This window comes from Arthrobacter sp. Soil736, from assembly GCF_001428005.1.
Classification (GTDB): Bacteria; Actinomycetota; Actinomycetes; order Actinomycetales; family Micrococcaceae; genus Arthrobacter.
The window spans coordinates 20,426-36,194 of record NZ_LMSB01000005.1; the positions used below are offsets into that span (position 1 = coordinate 20,426).

General features: G+C 65.5%; 18 protein-coding genes. 10 read left to right on the top strand and 8 right to left on the bottom strand.

Annotated features, from left to right (window positions below; genetic code table 11):
* Window positions 1-23: 23 nt before the first annotated feature.
* A complete protein-coding gene (locus tag ASG92_RS04485) occupies window positions 24-530 on the top strand; it encodes a DUF2004 domain-containing protein (RefSeq protein WP_056625040.1) in 507 nt (168 codons plus the stop codon).
* 222 nt (window positions 531-752) lie between these two features.
* Here ASG92_RS04485 and metE read toward each other — a convergent pair whose 3' ends face one another.
* Window positions 753-3,083, bottom strand: coding sequence for a 5-methyltetrahydropteroyltriglutamate--homocysteine S-methyltransferase (gene metE, locus ASG92_RS04490; RefSeq protein WP_056625042.1), 2,331 nt, complete (start codon window positions 3,081-3,083; stop codon window positions 753-755).
* Between the two features lie 47 nt (window positions 3,084-3,130).
* Window positions 3,131-4,096, bottom strand: coding sequence for a methylenetetrahydrofolate reductase (locus ASG92_RS04495; RefSeq protein ID WP_056625045.1), 966 nt, complete (start codon window positions 4,094-4,096; stop codon window positions 3,131-3,133).
* A 925-nt stretch (window positions 4,097-5,021) separates the two neighbouring features.
* Here ASG92_RS04495 and ASG92_RS04500 point away from each other — a divergent pair.
* Both ASG92_RS04500 and ASG92_RS04505 read left to right on the top strand, forming a co-directional pair.
* Window positions 5,022-5,762, top strand: coding sequence for a hypothetical protein (locus ASG92_RS04500; RefSeq protein WP_240987004.1), 741 nt, complete (start codon window positions 5,022-5,024; stop codon window positions 5,760-5,762).
* Window positions 5,763-5,893: 131 nt separating this feature from the next.
* Complete coding sequence (locus tag ASG92_RS04505; RefSeq protein ID WP_056625051.1) at window positions 5,894-6,091, top strand: hypothetical protein; 198 nt, start codon at window positions 5,894-5,896, stop codon at window positions 6,089-6,091.
* A gap of 4 nt (window positions 6,092-6,095) precedes the next feature.
* Here the strand turns inward: ASG92_RS04505 and ASG92_RS04510 are convergent, their stop codons facing one another.
* From ASG92_RS04510 to ASG92_RS04525, 4 genes are all read right to left on the bottom strand, one after another.
* Window positions 6,096-7,298, bottom strand: a complete 1,203-nt coding sequence (locus ASG92_RS04510) for an ROK family transcriptional regulator (protein ID WP_056625056.1) — start codon at window positions 7,296-7,298, stop codon at window positions 6,096-6,098.
* A gap of 173 nt (window positions 7,299-7,471) precedes the next feature.
* Window positions 7,472-8,620, bottom strand: a complete 1,149-nt coding sequence (locus ASG92_RS04515; protein WP_056625059.1) for a methyltransferase — start codon at window positions 8,618-8,620, stop codon at window positions 7,472-7,474.
* Between the two features lie 93 nt (window positions 8,621-8,713).
* Window positions 8,714-9,835, bottom strand: coding sequence for an FAD-dependent oxidoreductase (locus ASG92_RS04520; protein ID WP_240987005.1), 1,122 nt, complete (start codon window positions 9,833-9,835; stop codon window positions 8,714-8,716).
* A gap of 20 nt (window positions 9,836-9,855) precedes the next feature.
* Window positions 9,856-10,206 carry a zinc ribbon domain-containing protein YjdM gene (locus ASG92_RS04525; protein ID WP_056625062.1) on the bottom strand — a complete coding sequence of 117 codons (351 nt, stop codon included), beginning with the start codon at window positions 10,204-10,206 and terminating at the stop codon, window positions 9,856-9,858.
* 202 nt (window positions 10,207-10,408) lie between these two features.
* On the opposite strand from ASG92_RS04525, the gene ASG92_RS04530 reads away from it, so the two are divergent.
* A complete protein-coding gene (locus ASG92_RS04530; RefSeq protein ID WP_056625066.1) occupies window positions 10,409-10,801 on the top strand; it encodes an Hpt domain-containing protein in 393 nt (130 codons plus the stop codon).
* An 18-nt stretch (window positions 10,802-10,819) separates the two neighbouring features.
* Here the strand turns inward: ASG92_RS04530 and ASG92_RS04535 are convergent, their stop codons facing one another.
* Together ASG92_RS04535 and ASG92_RS04540 are read right to left on the bottom strand one after the other, a co-directional pair.
* Window positions 10,820-11,272: an SRPBCC family protein gene (locus ASG92_RS04535; protein WP_056625069.1), complete on the bottom strand. Its 453-nt coding sequence runs from the start codon at window positions 11,270-11,272 to the stop codon at window positions 10,820-10,822.
* 16 nt (window positions 11,273-11,288) lie between these two features.
* Window positions 11,289-11,699 (bottom strand): hypothetical protein, encoded by a 411-nt coding sequence (locus ASG92_RS04540; RefSeq protein ID WP_157372102.1) that lies wholly within the window; start codon window positions 11,697-11,699, stop codon window positions 11,289-11,291.
* A gap of 681 nt (window positions 11,700-12,380) precedes the next feature.
* Here ASG92_RS04540 and ASG92_RS28915 point away from each other — a divergent pair.
* From ASG92_RS28915 to ASG92_RS04570, 6 genes are all read left to right on the top strand, one after another.
* Window positions 12,381-13,064 carry a DUF6226 family protein gene (locus ASG92_RS28915; RefSeq protein WP_162256297.1) on the top strand — a complete coding sequence of 228 codons (684 nt, stop codon included), beginning with the start codon at window positions 12,381-12,383 and terminating at the stop codon, window positions 13,062-13,064.
* Between the two features lie 164 nt (window positions 13,065-13,228).
* Window positions 13,229-13,690 (top strand): alpha/beta fold hydrolase, encoded by a 462-nt coding sequence (locus tag ASG92_RS27095; RefSeq protein WP_056625078.1) that lies wholly within the window; start codon window positions 13,229-13,231, stop codon window positions 13,688-13,690.
* Window positions 13,691-13,697: 7 nt separating this feature from the next.
* Window positions 13,698-13,913 carry a hypothetical protein gene (locus ASG92_RS04555; RefSeq protein ID WP_056625081.1) on the top strand — a complete coding sequence of 72 codons (216 nt, stop codon included), beginning with the start codon at window positions 13,698-13,700 and terminating at the stop codon, window positions 13,911-13,913.
* A gap of 19 nt (window positions 13,914-13,932) precedes the next feature.
* The gene (locus ASG92_RS04560) at window positions 13,933-14,277 is read left to right on the top strand and encodes a PadR family transcriptional regulator (RefSeq protein ID WP_056625083.1); all 345 of its coding nucleotides are present in this window, start codon (window positions 13,933-13,935) and stop codon (window positions 14,275-14,277) included.
* A complete protein-coding gene (locus ASG92_RS04565) occupies window positions 14,274-14,666 on the top strand; it encodes a hypothetical protein (protein WP_056625085.1) in 393 nt (130 codons plus the stop codon). Before ASG92_RS04560 ends, ASG92_RS04565 begins: the two co-directional genes overlap by 4 nt.
* A gap of 659 nt (window positions 14,667-15,325) precedes the next feature.
* The gene (locus tag ASG92_RS04570; protein ID WP_056625090.1) at window positions 15,326-15,721 is read left to right on the top strand and encodes an Hpt domain-containing protein; all 396 of its coding nucleotides are present in this window, start codon (window positions 15,326-15,328) and stop codon (window positions 15,719-15,721) included.
* Window positions 15,722-15,769 lie beyond the last annotated feature (48 nt).

Below are 15,769 nucleotides of genomic sequence, written 5' to 3' on the forward strand. Positions count from 1 at the left end.
CTTTTCGGGTCTATGTTGAAGATATGACCAAGGTAGCGAGCCGGCACTTCGGAGAAATCGAACTCAACCACGGCAGGGACCACAACATCGCCGCGGAGCATGAGCTGGCTGGCCAACGCCTTGAGCTCGACCTGAACATCAACGCGCACGACCACTTCGATGAGGCGGCCATGCACAAGGTGGACTACCGCTTGCGCTACCTCCCCGAGCTCGTGGACGAGGTCCGCGAGATGATCGCCGAAGAACTCGAGCAGGAGGGCACCAGCGCGCAGGAGTACCTCCGGTTCCACTGCAACGCCATCAAGGATGAGCACCTGCAGAAGGTCTTCGGCGTCACGGACAAGAGCCAGCTCACCAATGCCGTGTTCCTGAAGGCGCTCAAACTCGGCCACGTGGGCATCTTCCCCGGGCAGCCCGAGCGCTACTTCGTCCTTGACTTCACCCTCGGCTCCCACTTCACCGACGAGGTCCTGGTGGCGTCGGCGGACGAGGACGGCGTCGTCGACGACGAAATCGTCTGGGAGTCCTGAACTCCCCTATTCGAATCGATTGCTCCATAACAGCCCTTTTGAGGGCTCAAAACGGCGTCTGCTCAGCAATCGATGATTAAACGCCGACGGCGGGCGGTCACCCAAAGGTGACCGCCCGTGGTGCTGGATGACCTGCCGCATGCTCCGCTGGTTGAGCTTGCCGAAACCTGGATCTCGGCAAGCTCAGCAGTCTCAAGCTCGATCAGCGGCTACGTCATATTCTTATTTTGCACCTTCGAGCAGTTCCGCGCGGACCTTCTTGGTGGCCGCGACGAGGTTGCGCAGGGACTCTTCGGTCTCGGCGTAGCCGCGGGTCTTCAGGCCGCAGTCCGGGTTGACCCAGAGCTGGCGGGACGGAACGTGCTTCACGGCGGTGCTGAGCAGCTCGGTGACTTCCTGCTCGCCCGGGACGCGCGGCGAGTGGATGTCGTAGACGCCCGGGCCGACGCCCCGGCCGAAGCCGTGGGACTCGAGGTCGTGGACAACCTCCATGCGTGAACGTGCGGCCTCGATGGAGGTGACGTCCGCGTCCAGTCCGTCGATGGCGTCGATGATGGCGCCGAACTCGGAGTAGCACAGGTGCGTGTGGATCTGGGTGGCGTCGGCGGCACCGGCGGTGGCCAGGCGGAACGAGTTCACGGACCAGTCCAGGTAGGCGGCCTGGTCGGCCTTGCGCAGGGGAAGGAGCTCGCGCAGGGCGGGCTCGTCCACCTGGATGACCTTGATGCCGGCGGCTTCGAGGTCGGCGATTTCGTCGCGCAGCGCCAGGCCGACCTGGTTGGCGGTCTCGCCCAGCGGCTGGTCGTCGCGGACGAAGGACCAGGCCAGGATGGTGACCGGACCGGTGAGCATGCCCTTCATCGGCTTGCTGGTCAGGGACTGGGCGTACTCGGCCCAGGCCACCGTGATGGGGGCGCTGCGGGTGACGTCGCCCCAGAGGATGGACGGGCGGGTGCAGCGTGAGCCGTAGGACTGGACCCAGCCGTGGACCGTGACGTCGAAGCCTTCCAGGTTCTCGGCGAAGTACTGGACCATGTCGTTGCGCTCGGGCTCGCCGTGCACCAGGACGTCGTAGCCGAGCTCTTCCTGCAGCTCCACAACGCGCTTGATCTCGTCCTTCATGAGCTGCTCGTACTGCTCGTTGGTGAGGTCGCCCTTGTTATTGCGGGCACGGGCCGAACGGATTTCGGAGGTCTGCGGGAAGGAGCCGATGGTGGTGGTGGGCAGCGGCGGCAGGTGCAGGGCCTTTTCCTGGGCGGCTTCGCGGACCGAGTACTCGGAGCGGTTGAAGTCGGCCGGGGTCAGGGCCGCGGTGCGGGCCCGGACGTCGGCGCGCTGGACGCCCTCGGCGGCGGCGCGGGAAGCGATGATACGGGTGGCCTCGTCAATGGCCGGCTGCACGGCGGCAGCGTCGGTCAGCAGGCCCGCGAGGGTGACAACCTCAACGGCCTTCTGGTCGGCGAATGCCAGCCAGCTGCGGAGCTGCTCGGACAGCTGTGCCTCTTCGTGGACGTCGTGCGGGACGTGCTGGGTGGAAGTGGACGTGCTGATGGCCAGCTTGGCCACGGACTTCTTCAGTTCGGCGATCTTGTCCGCAGAGGCCTGCAGGTCGTTCCGCCAGATGTTGTGGCCGTCCACGACGCCGGCAACCAGGGTCTTGTTGCCCAGTGCGGCAAGCGCTGCTGCGGACGGGACGGCGCCCTTGAAAACGTCGATGTGCAGGGCGTCGATGTTGGTGGCGGCGAGGGTTCCGAGCTGGCCGTTCAGCGCGCCGTACGGGGTGGAGACGAACAGCTGCGGGCGCTGGGCAACCGCGGAGAGGACCTCGTAGGAGCGGGCGACCGGGGCCTGGATCTCCTCGGCGGACGTGTCCTGGTCAACCACCAGGGCGGGCTCGTCCAGCTGGACCCAGCTGGCGCCGGCGGCGGCCAGCTTCTCGAGCAGCGCGGTGTAGACCGGGAGGACGTCCTCGAGGCGGGACAGCGGGCTGAAGCCGGCCGGGGCGTCGTCGGAAGCCTTGCTCAGGAGCAGGAAGGTGACCGGGCCGACGATGTACGGTCGGGTCTCCACGCCGTTGGCGAGGGCGTATTCGAACTCTTCAACGATGCGGTTGGAGGTCAGCGCGAAGTTGGTCTCCGGGCCGATTTCCGGCACGAGGTAGTGGTAGTTGGTGTCGAACCACTTGGTCATTTCCAGCGGCTGCTGTTCCTTGTTGCCGCGGGCGAGGGTGAAGTAACCGTCGATGTCCAGCTGGCCCTCTTCGTTGAGGAGGTTGCCGAAACGGGCCGGAACGGCGCCGAGGTGGGCAGCGGCGTCGAGGACCTGGTCGTAGAAGGAGAACGTGCCCGGAACCGCGGCGACTTCGGTCAGGCCCAGGCCCTGCAGGCGCTTGGCAGTGCCCAGCTGGATTTCCTTGGCGGCGGCGTCAAGGGCGGCGGCGTCGATCTTGCCGGCCCAGTAGGCTTCGACGGCCTTCTTCAGTTCGCGGCGGCGTCCGATGCGCGGGTAGCCCAGGATCGAGGCGGACGGGAACGCGGTGTTCTTCTCAGTCATGTGAATTTCCTTGAATGGTTGGGAAAGCTTGCAGGTATTGGGTGTGGTCAGCTGGCGAGCTGGCGGCGGGCGATCGCGTTGAGGCGGCTGGCGGAACGCGCCGGCCGGGCTAGCGACAGCTTGTCCAGCACCTCCAGCGCACTTTGGTGTTCGTTGAACGTGTACAGGTGAAGGCCGGGCGCTCCGGCCTCCAGGGCCGCGTTGGCCAGGTCCACGGTGGCACTGACACCGATGCGGAGCCGATCGGCGTCGGTGTCCGCCGCGGCCAGCCGCTCGATGAGTTCCGGTGCCGGTTCGACGCCGGTCAGCTCGCCGAGGCGCTTGAGCCTGCGCAGGCTCGTGAGCGGCATGACGCCCGGGATGATCGGAATGGTGACGCCGGCACGGCGCGCCCTGGTGATCAGGTCCGCGTACTGCTCGGTGCGGAAGAACACCTGGGTGATGGCGAAGTCAGCGCCGGAGCGCTGCTTGGCCAGCAGGACCTCGACGTCGTGCGCTTCACTCGGCGATTCCGGGTGCCGCGTGGGGTAGGCTGCCACGCCTACCGCAACCTTGCCGGCGCAGAGCAGTGCCGAACGCCGCTGCTCCACCCGCCGGATGAGCTCGATCAGGTCCTGGGCGTAGCGCAGCGACCCGCTGACGGGCTCTCCGCTGTCCTTCGGCTGGTCTCCGCGGAGGGCCAGGATGCCGCGCACCCCGGCGTCCAGGAGCTCACCGATGATTTCGGCCAGCTCCAACGGAGTGTTGCCGACGCAGGTCAGGTGGGCCAGCGGCCGGAGGGTGGTCTCCAGCACCAGGCGGTTGATGAGTTCGACGGCGGTGTCCCGGTTGGAGCCACTGGCACCGTATGTAACGGAGACGTAGTCGGGATCGGTGGTCTCGAGCTCGCGGATGGTGGTCCAGAGCGTCTCGGCGGCCGCAGGCGAACGCGGCGGGAAGAGCTCATAGGACAGCGCCACCGGTGCGGTGTCGGAAAGATTCGGATGTGTGTCAATAAGGCTGGGTGGTGACATTTGCGTCCTTGGCTATGGGCCATTGAAGGCGGTGCTGCCGTGGCGGAAGCCCGTGCAGCGTGCGGTCAATGAATTGAGTTTGGGGAACACGGAATGAACTTCGGCAGGGCGCAGCCGCGACTGTTACGCCTGAATAGAAGTTGTCCGTGAGCAAATGTCAGGCCCACATGGGGGCACCCACACCCTCCTTGGCTGCCGGCGGGCGGCACATCCACAGCGGAGGATCGCTGACACGTTACCTCGGTAACTTGTATAGGACTCTATTAGCCGCCCGGGCCTGCGTTCAAGTCGGCCATCGAATTAAGACGCATTCTTACGCTCGCGCCGTTGCAGTTTCAGAATATTCTTCGCCGGGAGGCGTCCCATGGCTACCCTCTCACGGCAGTGCCCCTTTTCAAACGGACGAATTGGGTCCATCATTTGTGCACGTCGTATCCGGAATTGACACGGTCTCACCGTAAGGAGGCCCTCTGGACGTTCCTCGGTGATTTGCCCCGAGAGACCCTATTCCGCGCCCTTCAAAGGGCGGCGTCGCATCGTCCCCTTTGCCCAGGCGCGGTATCACCAGCGCCGCACCGCGACTGCCCTCCGCATCGGAGAGCAGCGCGTTGCCGTTGCTGGAAGCCATTAATTCCAACGGCGAAAGGCCACCGAGATGTTCCAGCCTCACAAACGACCAACAGTGATCGGCTCCGCTTTCGTGCTCTTACTGGCGTTGACGACAGTGACGTCGTGTTCACCGCAGGGAGGCACCACCCCGCCGGCCACGTCCAACGGGACGTCGGGTTCGGCATCACCCACTGGGACGACAGCGACGTCGGCCTCAGCCCCGCCGACAGGCACAGAGACAGCAAATGCCGCGGAACTTTGCGGACCAGGGTCCGCCATAAATTATGATCCCGCCGAATTCCAACAGACACCGAAATTGGACAACAAGTGGTTTCCCCTGAAGCCCGGCTCGCAGTACACAACAACAGGCGATGTCAAGAGTGCTGATGCCACGACCAAGCGGACGGTCGTGCACACCGTCACCGGACTGACCAAGGTGATTGACGGCGTGAAGACCCTTGTCATGTGGGACCGTGACTACTCCGACGGCGAGCTCGTGGAATCGGAACTGGCCTTCTTTGCCCAGACCGAGAGCGGAACAGTCTGGCTCTTCGGGGAATACCCGGAAGAGTACGAAAACGGCAAGTTCACAGGGGCCCCAAGCACCTTCATAAACTCACTTGACGAGGCCCAGGCGGGAATCGCAATGCAGGCTGAGCCGCGGACCGGAACCCCAAGCTATGTTCAGGCGCACGCACCCAACGTGGACTTCCTGGATTGCGGACAAGTCTTCCAGGAGAAACAACGGGTCTGCGTTCCCACCGGATGCTACGACGATGTGCTGGTGATTGATGAACGCAACCCCCTGGAACCCGCCGTTGGCCACCAGCGTAAGTACTATTCAGCCGGCACAGGCCTGGTGAAGGTGACGGCCGTAGGCGGCGCTGACCAGGAGACCCTGGACCTCGTCAAGGTGGAACAGCTCTCAGACACCAAGCTGACCGAGGTCAACCAGGAGGCCATGAAGCTCGACCAGCACGCGTACGTGGTGAGCAAGAACGTCTACGCAAAAACGGCCAAGGCCGAAGTTACAACTGAGACAACTAGCGGTTACTAAGGGAGCAAATCTCGGCCCGGCCAGCGCGGACTGAGGATCAGTTGCTCCCCGTGAGGACGCGGGTACCCCGGCGATTCCGGCCGCCGGGGTATACCCTCCCCTTGGCGAAGGAACGGGTCTATCCTGATGCAATGACCCAGCTACCAGCCAGTTACCAGGAATACCTCGTCGGCAAGGACCCTCGCTTTGTTGACACGGTCCGCCCGGTCCTCCTCCAGTCCGCAGCGGACCAACTGCACGGCGTCCGGGTGCTGTTCATACCCAAAGGCCACCAGGCGCATCTCGACGACACGATTCCCTACGGGACCATCGTCGAAGACATCGACTGACGCGTTAGCCCTCCAGTAGCAGCCGCTGGGCGCGCGGCGCCAGCGTGTGCTCCAGGACAAGGCAGGCGGCGCCAATGGCGCCCACGTCCTCCCCCACGCCTGTGCCCACCACTTCGATGGCGTGGATGTTTCCCGCATCGCTGTTCTGCTGGATCAGGTCCGGGACTAGCTCCAGGTAGCGCCGTGACAGGGAGCCCCAGAACGGGCCGCCGAAGACGACGCGGTCCACGTCGAGCGTATTGGCCACGACCGACGCCGCCCGGGCCACCAGCACCGCCGACTTGTCAATGATTGCCGCGGCTGCGCTGTTGCCAGCATCCGCGGCCTCGCAAAGCTGGGCGAACCGTTCCTGCACCACGGAGCCGCCGGTCAGGGGACCTTCATCCGACAGGATCCCTGCCGCCTGGGCCTGGGCCACCAGGACCTGCGGGATGCAGGAGGACTTCACGCAACCGCGCAGGCCACAGTCACAGGGCGGGCCGTCCGGGTCGACGATGATGTGGCCGATTTCGCCGGCGTTTCCTGATGTGCCGCGGACCACCTCGTCGTTGAGGACAATGCCGCAGCCGATGCCCGTGCCCATGTACATGAAGACGAAACTGCCGGCGCCGCTGGGGCCGCCCGCCCAGGTTTCCGCGACGGCCGCACTGGTCACGTCCTTGTCCATGAGGACGGAAAGGCCCGTGGCATCGGCCAGGGCATCACGCAGCAGAACCCGGTCCCAGCCGTCAAGGAGCGGCGGTTCCACCACTGCTCCGTTGTCGTGGTCGATCGGACCGGGGGCTGCGACGCCCAGGCCGGCGATCTTCTCCCGGTCCACGCCCGACGCTTCGACGAGCTTTTCGATCTCGGCGGCAATGGCAGCGATGACCGCCTCAGGGTCGCCGCTGTCCGGGGTCTTTACCCGCGAGTGCTGCACCACGGCGCCCACCAGATCCAGGACGACGAAGGTGGCCACCGCGGGATCCAGATGCACGCCCACGGCATACATTCCCGCTGGATTCAGCCGGAGGATGGTCCGCGGTTTTCCTGGCCCGCTCCCTTCCTTGCCGGCTTCCACGATGAGGCTCTGGTCCAGGAGCCGGCGGGAGATGTTCGAGATGGTCTGGGGTGACAGTCCGACGATCTGCGCCAGTTCGACACGGCTGAGGCCCCCGGTTGACCGCCGAACGGCGTCCAGGATGACGGTGAGGTTGAAGTCTCCCATGCGGGGCAGGTTAGTTCCGCGCCGCGGTGTGGGCTGGCGGATCTCAGTCAAGGATTCCCCTAAGCATCGTCGGTTGGCCAGTATCGATGTCTGAATCGTACGTTACGCCCCGGTATACGGGTACGTCCCACGCGCAGGCGGAATCGCGGACGCCCCGGCGGTTCCGTTGCTGCTCACCGTCCGTGCCGTTTGACGCTGACGGACACGGTGAACTTGGGGTTCCTGCCCTTTACGGCGGTGGGCCCGACCAGCCTTTCAAGCGCCGGGAGGTAGTGGAGATGGCTGTTGAACACCGTCCAGAGCTCAGCGCCGGGGGCAAGGACGCGGGCCGCTGCCTCGAACATCTTGATCCCGGCCCCTGCATGGACGCTGGCTCCCAGATGAAATGGCGGATTCAGCAGGATGAGGCCGGCACTTCCGGCCGGAACGGAGCTCATGGCATCGTCCTGGAGCACCGTGATCTGCCCGCCCAGGCCATTTGCCGTCGCTGTGGCCCGCGCTGAAGCGACGGCCGCTGCCGACTGGTCCGTTGCGATGACCGCCGAATCGGGATGGCGGCGCGCGTACATGGCGGCCAGGATCCCGGTTCCGCAGCCCAGGTCCACCGCGGTGGCCGCCGAGGGCATCCCCGGGAGGAACTCCAGCAGGAAACGCGTTCCGATGTCGAGTTTGGTGCCGGCAAAAACGGCTCCGTGCGCGCACACCTGCAGATCGAGCTCGGCGTTGTGCTCCGTCACCGGATACGGCGGGGCGGGTTCGACGGGTTTTGGCTCCGAGGCCAGGAGAACCCGCGATTTCTGCCGGGCCAGCTGGGGCTGGACCGTTTCGAAGAACCGCCCGAGCACCGCGTTCATGCCCAGGGACATGTGCTTGACGCGCCCGCCTGCGAGCAAGACGGCGCCCTGCGGCGCGTGGCGGGCCACGGCGTCGGAAATCTCCTCGAGTTCGGCGAGCGTCTTGGGCAGCTGCAGCAGGACGACGTCGGCGCCCTCCAGCAGTTCCGCGCCCAGCGGCAGCTGCTCAAAGCCCCCGTCGATGCCGAGTGCGGCCGCGTTGTGCCGGAGCGCCCGCTCGCTGGTGACGAGGTCCTGGTGCACGCGGACCTGCGGCGCCGGAGCCGTACCCGGGCCGCCCAGCAGTCCCAGCGTCAGCGCCCCGTAGCGGTCTCCGATCACGGCTACCCTGGTCTCCGGTGTCAGGAGTTCCGCGGCGGTGTCCAGCAGAAGTGTGTCGGTGGCGTCCCATGCCTGCAGGTTGGCGGCCTCGACGTCCGGGTACCTCCGCAGCGTGCCCAGAAGGTGCCCAAGACTGTTCTCTGCCACGTGTTGCCGCCGCCTCTTCCCTGCTGATTGTTCGTACACGTTCGCCTGTCGCCGGCCGGGCAGGCTCCTGTGCAAACTTACCGTGAATCCCGCTCAGCCGTGCTGCGCATCCAGGAGCTTCAGGAGTTCCGCGACGGCGGCCCGGCCGGCGCGGTTGGCGCCGATGGTCGATGATGACGGCCCGTAGCCCACGAGGTGCACTCGCGGCTCCGCCGCCACCCGGGTGCCGTCCATGGCGATGCCGCCGCCCGGCCCGCGCAGGTGCAGCGGCGCCAGGTGTTCCAGCTCGGCGCGGAATCCCGTGGCCCAGAGGATCACGTCCGCGGCGAGCAGACTGCCGTCTGCCAGCCGCACGCCGTCGGGCTCTATGCCGCTGAACATGGGGCGACGCTCCAGCACGCCGCGCGCGGCCGCTGCCCGGAGCGCGGGGGTCCAGATGAGCCCGGTGGCTGACACGACGCTCTGCGGCGGCAGCCCCCGCCGCACGCGGTCCTCCACGAGGGCGACGGCGTCATGGCCCGCCTGCCGGTCAAACGCCGCCTCCCGCCACACGGGCTCGCGGCGCGTGAACCAACTGGTTGAGGTCACCTTTGAGATCTCGTCGAGCAGCCCGACGGCGGAAATGCCGCCGCCCACGACGATGACGTGCAGCCCGCGGAACTCCTCGGCGGAGACGTAGTCCGCGACGTGGAGCTGGCGCCCCGTGAACGTGAACTGTCCGGGATAAATCGGCCAGAACGGCCTGGTCCAGGTTCCCGTGGCGTTGATGACAGCGCGCGCCGACCATCCGCCGTCGGACGTCGTGATACGCAGCCGTCCGGCGGGACCGGCGTCCTCGCGCTCGACCGCGAGCGCCTTGACCGGCCGTTCGACGGCGATGCCGAGTTCACGCTCATAGCCGGCAAAGTACCGGGTCAGGAATGCCGAGCTGGGTTCGGCCGGATCGACGTCCGGCTGCGGGACGCCGGGGAGGTCGCTGATTCCGTTGACCGTGGCCATCCGCAGGCTCATCCAGCGGTGCCGCCAGGCGCCACCCGGGCCGTCCTCGGCGTCCAGCACGGCGTACGTTCGCCCGGACTGGCCGCCCGTGTCAGTGCCGGTGGTGGTGCGTTGAGCAGGCATGAAGCCGCGGCGGGCGAGGTGGTAGGCGGCGGACAGGCCGGCCTGGCCTGCGCCGATGACCACGACGTCGGCCGCCCTCACGGAATTTTCCACGCCGGTCCCGCAGCCCGTCCCTAGACCTTCTTCACCACGCTTGATTTGAGCTGCATGGGGCCCACGCCGTCCACCTTGCAGTCGATGTCGTGGTCCCCCACGCCGTCCAGGAGGCGGATGCCGCGCACTTTGGTGCCCACTTTGATGACGCTGGAGCTTCCCTTGATCTTGAGGTCCTTGACGACGGTGACGGTGTCGCCGTCGGACAGCACGTTGCCCACCGCGTCCTTGATGACGCGCTCCCCCGGTTCATCTGATTCAACCGGCACGGATGACCATTCGTGGCCGCATTCCGGGCAGACAAGCAAGGCGCCCATCTGGTACGTGTACACGCTGGAGCATTCGGGGCAGGGAGGAAGAGTCTCGTTCACGTCCCCATGTTAGTCGGCGCACCGGGGTTGCGCCCGTGCCTGCCCCGACGGTCACAGGCGATCTTGATCCGAACATCGGGGAAAGCTTCCTCCGTCTTGAGGTCCCCGCGGGAAGGTGTTTCATGGAGCCGCGCAGCACGGGCGCGGCGGGCTGAGCGATGGGCGGCGCGAAGATGCAGCAGGCAGCAGTCGGCGGTGTGGCGTGACGGGCGGGGACGACGTCCCGGTGCTGGATGGCGGCCCGCTGCAGGCGCTCGCGGTGGAGGTCGGGCCCGCCTTCGCGCAGGCATTCATCGACGACTTCCTGCAGATGTTGCCCGGCCGGGCGGCGAAAATACTCCACGACCTTGCCGGTGGGGACCTGCGGGCGGCCCGGGATGCCGTGGTGAGCCTGAAGGCCACCTCAGCAATGGCGGGCGCCTTGCGGCTGGAACGATGCTGCCAGGAACTTGAGTTGCGGATCCGGCGAGGGCAGAGGCTGGACCCGCTGGCCGTCAAGGCGGTGCTGTACGCGAACATCCGGCTCCTTGTCCGTGAGGCCGCGCGCCAGGGACACATCCCGCACTCGCGGCCGCAGGGGCGCGCCTCGGAGTGAAGTCCGGGACGGGCCTGATCACGCCCTCTCACCGGCAGTCAGGTGCTGATTGCGCTGCTCAATGAGTTGGTGAAGATAGCGGGCCAGGACCAGCTTCTCCGCTAGGCGCCCGATCGGGCCGAAGGGCGCCCCGAACTCGACGCGGTCAACCATCACGGTTCCATCTGAGTCCTCAGTGAATTCGTGAACGTGCCGGAAGCGGCGGAACGGGCCCTTGACCTGTTCATCGACGAAATAAATGGGCGCTTGCATTTCGGTGATCCGGCTGGTCATTCGAATTGGCACACCGAAGTGCCACGCCCGCCAAGTCACTTCCTGCCCCAAGGAGATGAGGCCAGACATGACGCCGGCCACCGCTTCTTCCTTGGACTGCGCCATCGAGTCTTTGTGGGCATCGATGCTACGCGCGAGGTCAAACAGCTCTTCCCGGGGCATGCTTGTCCGTGTTGTGCATTCAAAGGTGACGGCCATGGTCCGAGTATGTCAGCTACACGTACTTCAGGCTGAGCAGGAGTGCCTTCAACTGGACGTACTGTTCGGTTGCCATCCAGGCCTTCGCTGCGTCGATCGAAGCGAAGACGGGCTGCTTCTCGTAGTCGAAGATGACCGAAGCGGTCATGATCCCGTTGGCCAGCGGGACCTGGTTGGATCCGGAGCTCGTCTCTGCCGGCTGGAACTCGTGGGCGAGCCGGACCTCCATGAAGTAGTACGCACCGCCCGTGGGCTGGATTTCATCCTTGACGAAACCGAAATGGACGCGCTCCTTCGAGGTGATCCCCGGCACGGGCGCTTGGTCGATAACTGTCCGCTTGACCCGACCGGCCGCGCCGTCGCCGTACATCCCGCTAAGTACGCGGGCGACCTCGGACCCGGTTCCGTCCGTCACGATGGCGGACACGGAACCCGCCTTGCTCTCGTCAGTCAGGTACGGGCCTTGTTCTGTCCGAATCGTCCACCCTGCAGGGTAGGTGAAAGAGATGTGCCCGTCCGGAAAGGTGAAGGTCTGCCGCACGGCAGGGGAAGGCGCGCCGTGGGCTGGTGCCGTTTGCGCGTCGCTCACGACAGGCGCCGGCACCGGCGAGGTCTTGGCCGTTGTCGGCGCCGGCACGGGTTGCGACCTTGGCGTCGTGGTGTCAACAGGTGCCACGACAGTCGGCTGCGTGCTACTGGCCTGTGGCCCTGCACACGCGGTACCGGCAAGAAGGAAGCCTGCGAGCGCTGCGGCCGCCAGTGAACGGTGTGCGGTGTGATCCTTCAAGTTCTCCCCCAGGATAATGAACGGGCTGTGCAGCCTTTGATATGAATGACGGGCCGACGGCGCCCCTGCTGTTCCCGTTATGGAAAGGGCGCAGGATATGGTGTCTTCGCCACTACTTTTATTGCTTGCCCTAGCGTCAATGCCGCCGTTGAAAGGCTCAAAACGTGCGTTGCCGTAGCCGTGCTGATATTCGAAATCTTGGTGGCGATCAGCGCACATAAAAGTGTTTATCACAACGGTTTAGTAAAGGAAATAGGCCGGATTTTCCGCGGTCGCGTGCGGACTTCTTGCAAGCCGATTCCTGCGGGCTACGATGGCCGCATGGGGCCAAATGAAGACTCGGTGGCGCCCGGGCTCCGATATGTGCGCCCCAGCCTGCCGGAGGCCACGCACCACTCCGGCGATGGAGTGCTGATCCCTTATGGCCGGCGCTGGGGCGAGGACGGGCCTTCGCCGGATTCATACAGCGTGGAAACCCACCTCGATCGCTTCGCGGGGCTGCACGTCGTAGCCCGCGCCCTCATCAACCACCTCTCTGTTGCCTACAATGTCGACGTCGAGGACAGTCCGGACACCTCCGTTGATTTGCTGAGGCAGCCCGACGGCGTTGCGGAGTCGGTGCGCGTTACGCCCAGAAGGCCCGGGGCAGCACCCCTAACGTTCGTGTTCACCCGGTATCCGGCGGTCATCGTTCACGCCGGCTCGATCCACGACTTCGTGTTCCCGGCCTGCGGTTGCGACGCGTGCGACGAAACGGCCGAGTCCGCCGCGGACCGGCTGGAGATGCTGGTTCTCGCGGTCGCCGCCGGCGGGTACAGCGAACGCTACCCCGTTGGTTGGCGGCGGTGGGTTGAATACGCCCTGAAGGCCGCCGACGGGTCCGGATCCGAAAGCGGCCAGGGCGACCCCGGCCCAATCCCCGCCGACCGGCTGCGGGACGCGAGGATACGGCTTCGGGCTGTCCCTGCCGCCTGGCTTCCCTGGCCGCCGTGCAAGGACCGTTGAGGCCAAGGTCAAGGTCAACAGGAGGAGCAAGCGATGACTCTCGCGGCATCCGCCAGAGAACGCAGCTGGCGCAGGAGAATCCGCATTCTGGGTCTCGTGGCTGCCACTGTGGCGGCGCTCGTCCTCTGCTTATCCGGGAACTTCGCGAATACCACGTCGTTGTCGTGGAAGGGTTCGGCTACGGTTACAGCGACGTGACACCCGTGGATCGCACCGTTGAAAACATCACGGCCGAACTTCACGAAGCGCTCTCGAAACTGAACATCGACCGCCCCTACATCCTCGCGGGCCACTCCATAGCTGGCTTTTACACCCTCTTCTATGCCAACCAGTACCGGGAGGAAGTGTCGGCCGTCGTCGGAATTGACCCCACGGTGCCGGCCGCCGGAACGGGCCGGACTGACGCAATTGAACCCGATGCCGGGATCAACTGGGGCAGGATGCTTTCAACCACGGGTGTGGTCCGCTGGGTCACCGCGATCGCGCCTGGACTTGCCGAACCGGACGGTGCCGGGCACACAGCCAGGGAACGTGAACAGATCCGACTCATGACCAGCTGGAACTTCGACAACCAGGCCGTGTTCGACGAGACGAAATCGAATTGCCGAGAACGCGCGCAAGGTTAAGGGCCTCATGTACCCGGACGATATGCCCGTCCTCACGTTCCTGGCCGAAGACAGCGGAAACCCATCGAAGACCGGGCTGCACGAGAGCCGATCACGAAATGTCCGGCATCACGAGATCCAGGTGCTTTCCGGCGGGCACTACCTGCACTGGACACAGTCCCCCGCCATGGCCGAAGGAATCAACGCCTTCCTCAAACGGGCCAGAAGTCGACCCGCTACCTAGGTAGTGTCACTATCTATACATGACTACGGTCGACTGGAACCAGGAGTTGATCCGCGCCGCGCTCCCGCAGGCGGTGCTAGCCGTGCTCCGCAACGGCGAAAGTCATGGTTACGCCATCGCCGAGCTGCTCAGGGAGCACGGCTTCGAACGAATCAAAGGCGGAACGCTCTACCCTCTGCTGAAGAGGCTGGAGGACCAGGGCCTGGTTGAGCACAGATGGCAGCATGACAGGGCAGGGCCGGGACGCAAGCAATTCGCGCTCACCGGGCACGGCCGCACCGAACTGGAGCGGGCCGTCGCTGCCTGGCAACAGATGGACAGCGCCTTGACCACTCTTCGATCCACCCGAAAGGAACAGCCATGAGCTACGAACGAAAGCTGACCTTCAACCTCCGAATTCGCGGGTTGTCCGAGGACGAGATCGCAGAAACGCTCGACGAGGTGCGCGCGCATGAGGCCGCCGCAGGGACTCCGGCTGAGGCTGAATTCGGTACGGCGGAGGAGTACGCGAAGCAGTTTCCCAAAACGAAGATGCGAACGCGGGGCACGGTCATCACGATGATCGGCGCCGCGCTATCGATCGCCTACGTCCTCGTCGGGGTCCTCGTCTTGCTCCTCTTCCGGGTCGACGTCCGCGAGTTCGTTGGCCCCATGACGCTCCCGCCGGCCCTGGTTCTAGTTCTCTCCAGTGTCCTCGCCGGATTCCTGACCGACTACTTTCGCCCGGCGCCCCGTTCGCGAGCATCCCGCTGAAACCAAGGTTTCCCTGGGCCGATGACTCCAGCCCATGTGTACCGTCGAGGCTGATCGTGGATTTCGTGAGAGACGATGCTCGGTCTGATAATCAGGCCGGACATGGTCGTCCCGTAGGCCGCTGCCAAGCCGCACACTGCCATGCCGGATCTCCCTCAGCTTTGCCCGTTGACGCTGCCGGCTTCTTGGTAGGTTGCCGGGTCCGGCGCTTCTGGGGGGAGTGCGCCGGACCCGGCCATCCGGAGCTTCGGATTCGCGGCTTCCGCTCCAGGACACCTTCACTCTTGTCCCGACGCCTTGCGAAAAAACGGGAGCTCCCCCTCAAATACGTGGTAAATCCCTACCCCCACAATGAGGGGTGCTTGCCGATACTTGTACCGCGTCACCGACTCCCGGAACGCGGTCCCGGACGTCCCCTTCCGCGGCGCCGTCGGACCAGGCACCGGACAACCACCGCGAACAGCAAAAACACTGTCCGGCTGAAGGTCAGCTGGGCACGGGCCGGCTACGCGACGGCGCCCACGAACAGCAACGCATGGATGATCCCGTGGGGCCTGGCGGAAAGCTCGCGAACTCTTGATTGGAACCTGCGGCAACCTTCCCGCGGTGTTGAGGTCGGCAGGGCAGTATCGGCACATCGACCGACCCGAGGAGGCAGGATGACCGACGACCACGACCTTCCGGTGCTCGATGACGGCCCGCTGCAGGCGCTGAAGGACGAGGCCGGCGACGCGGTAGCGCGGGCATTCATGGAGGAGTACCTGCTGATGCTGCCCCTCCGGGCGGCCAAGGTCATCAAGGGCCTTGCCGCGGAGGACATCGAACCTGGGATCGAGGCACTCATCAGCCTGAAAGTCAGCTCCGCTATGGCTGGCGCCGTGCGCCTCGAAGGGTATTGCGGCTCCCTAGAACGGGCGCTCAGGCGGGGGCACGTCCCCGACGCCGGGGCGGTGAAATCAGTGCTGCTCGCGAATATCCGGATGGTGGTCCGGGAGGCTTCACATCGCGGCCATCTCCCGACGCGGCGACAAGGAAGCGACGGGTCAGCGGAGTGAGCAGCCCGCCGGCGCAACCTCCCACCGAAGCCGCTTAGGCCCGTTGTT

What these genes read in the sequence shown, in the direction of transcription:
- ASG92_RS04485 (WP_056625040.1), top strand. Translation starts at nt 24, where the DNA reads ATGACCAAGGTAGCGAGCCGGCACTTCGGAGAAATCGAACTCAACCAC.
- metE (WP_056625042.1), bottom strand. Translation starts at nt 3,083, where the DNA reads ATGACTGAGAAGAACACCGCGTTCCCGTCCGCCTCGATCCTGGGCTAC.
- ASG92_RS04495 (WP_056625045.1), bottom strand. Translation starts at nt 4,096, where the DNA reads ATGTCACCACCCAGCCTTATTGACACACATCCGAATCTTTCCGACACC.
- ASG92_RS04505 (WP_056625051.1), top strand. Translation starts at nt 5,894, where the DNA reads ATGACCCAGCTACCAGCCAGTTACCAGGAATACCTCGTCGGCAAGGAC.
- ASG92_RS04510 (WP_056625056.1), bottom strand. Translation starts at nt 7,298, where the DNA reads ATGGGAGACTTCAACCTCACCGTCATCCTGGACGCCGTTCGGCGGTCA.
- ASG92_RS04535 (WP_056625069.1), bottom strand. Translation starts at nt 11,272, where the DNA reads ATGGCCGTCACCTTTGAATGCACAACACGGACAAGCATGCCCCGGGAA.
- ASG92_RS28915 (WP_162256297.1), top strand. Translation starts at nt 12,381, where the DNA reads ATGGGGCCAAATGAAGACTCGGTGGCGCCCGGGCTCCGATATGTGCGC.
- ASG92_RS04555 (WP_056625081.1), top strand. Translation starts at nt 13,698, where the DNA reads ATGTACCCGGACGATATGCCCGTCCTCACGTTCCTGGCCGAAGACAGC.
- ASG92_RS04560 (WP_056625083.1), top strand. Translation starts at nt 13,933, where the DNA reads ATGACTACGGTCGACTGGAACCAGGAGTTGATCCGCGCCGCGCTCCCG.
- ASG92_RS04565 (WP_056625085.1), top strand. Translation starts at nt 14,274, where the DNA reads ATGAGCTACGAACGAAAGCTGACCTTCAACCTCCGAATTCGCGGGTTG.
- ASG92_RS04570 (WP_056625090.1), top strand. Translation starts at nt 15,326, where the DNA reads ATGACCGACGACCACGACCTTCCGGTGCTCGATGACGGCCCGCTGCAG.